The sequence below is a fragment of the Acidaminobacter sp. JC074 genome (assembly GCF_022496765.1).
GTDB lineage: Bacteria > Bacillota > Clostridia > Peptostreptococcales > Acidaminobacteraceae > JABXKX01.
Genome location: NZ_VANV01000061.1, coordinates 1 through 1,821, shown reverse-complemented (window position 1 = coordinate 1,821; position 1,821 = coordinate 1). Strand labels below are relative to the sequence as shown.

Genomic DNA, 1,821 nt, shown 5'->3' with positions numbered 1-1,821 from the left:
TGCTGGTAAATCATCAGTGAATTTTCTGATGGAAGTAGACTTACCACAACCAACATCTGCTGTGACAATAACAAACATTTGATTTTCAGCTGCATATTTTAATCGTGATAGGACTTCTTCGAGTTCAGAAGACATATATAATGCATCAGATGCGATATCGTTCATAAAAGGTGTTTTCTTCATTTCAAAGTAATCATTAAACATGATCTACACCTCCAAGATCTTTAAATCTGGTTGCAACTTCTTTATTCACTTTTTCACTAGTGCCATTAACTTTTAATGCCGCTAGTAGCCTGGAACCGTTGGCAGTTATAGGCTCTAATGCCTTAAGTATTTTCTTATCGACATTATAACAATCTTCACCTATAACTTGTCGTTTAGCTTTAAATGGCTTGAAATCTTTGTGATGAACTTCGATTTCATCAATCCAAGTCGGATCATAATAAATTTCTACTTCTCGACCCATTAGATGAGTACCGACTTCGTATTTATCCCCCTTAAAGCTAACACAACCAATTTTATCAACTCGACGTGATTCAGTTCGTAAAAATGCTTCAGATAATGTTTCTGCACTTACAAAATCTAAAGCTTTTTTATCTCCACGAAAAGCTGTACTGGGAGATATATTTCCAATAGCAGAGTGCGGATTTGAATGGTAATAATCATGCAACCATAAGTCAAATGATGCATTAAGTTCTTCAAGTGTAGATGGTTTATCTAAAGCAACTTCTGAAAGAAAAGAATCTACTCTTTTATTAAAGATTTCAATTTTCCCTTTTCCCTCTGGGGCGTAGGGTTTGCAATGTTTCAAGCGAATTCCTAAGCGATTACAAGCTTTCTTTAACCACTCAGAGCGGTATTGTTTGCCGTTATCTGTTAGGAGCTTTTGTGGTTTTCCGAAGGTCATTATTGCCATTCGTAAAGAGTCTTCTATAATGTCTACAGATTGGTTATCATAGAATTTTGCAGCAACGACAAATCTAGTAGCATCATCGATAATTGCAGACAGATATACTTGTTTCATTTCACCATCTTTACCAATTGGAAGATAGGGTCCATACTTGATGTCTGCTTGATAAAGTTCCGCACGATGTGACTTTTGAAATCGCTTTGATGCAGCACCTTTTTGACTGTACATTTTCATTTGTCTTTGACCAAATCCAGCAGATTGTAGATGTCTTTGTAATGTACTACGCTTAACTGTACCAGGTTCAATCAAACCCTCAAGTTCAAGTATTTGAATGATGTCATTTACGCTCCTTGAAGGAATTTCGCGTCGTAGAATGATGGCATGCTCTAAAACTTCTTCGAAGTTCTCAGGCAACTTATTATTTGATCGCTTAAAACCTGTCTTTGGTTTTAGACCTTCAAATCCAAATTCTAAGTAAGCTTGTAGATACCTCATTAATGTACGATAAGAGATATCGTGGTGTTCACAGATTTGTTTTTTTAGCACACTAAGTTCACTCTTACATAAACCGTCATCCAAGAGTGGGGTTATCATAACCAATCTGTACCCAGCAATGCTTTCTGGTGTTTCATTTTTGTTCATAATCTTACCTCCTTAATTTTATGAGGTAAGAATATCACCTAAAGTTTATGGCGAAAATGCAAACTGGGTGGGAATGCCATGATGGCCTTTGATGCAAATTTGAGTGACACTTGTCAACCAATTGGTTTCTTTTAGTCTGAATCTAGAGAGTAAAGAATTAGCTGTTAACGGATAATGTTTATTAAGAACTTTGTACCATTCAGCTTTAAGTATATTTTCTAATCGATTTAAGTTATTGTTAAACTGTTTATTCCAAAGTTTGATAGTAG

3 protein-coding genes are annotated in these 1,821 nt (G+C 35.5%); all 3 read right to left on the bottom strand.

Annotation, left to right across the window (positions count from 1 at the left end):
* Nucleotides 1-204: hypothetical protein (locus EZV73_RS28190; protein WP_330637293.1), on the bottom strand; the 204-nt coding region annotated here is incomplete at its 3' end.
* Nucleotides 197-1,552: a DDE-type integrase/transposase/recombinase gene (locus tag EZV73_RS28185; protein WP_240843923.1), complete on the bottom strand. Its 1,356-nt coding sequence runs from the start codon at nt 1,550-1,552 to the stop codon at nt 197-199. The genes EZV73_RS28190 and EZV73_RS28185, both read right to left, overlap by 8 nt.
* A 45-nt stretch (nt 1,553-1,597) precedes the next feature.
* A partial coding sequence (locus EZV73_RS28180; protein ID WP_240843922.1) for a hypothetical protein occupies nt 1,598-1,821 on the bottom strand: 224 nt, incomplete at its 5' end.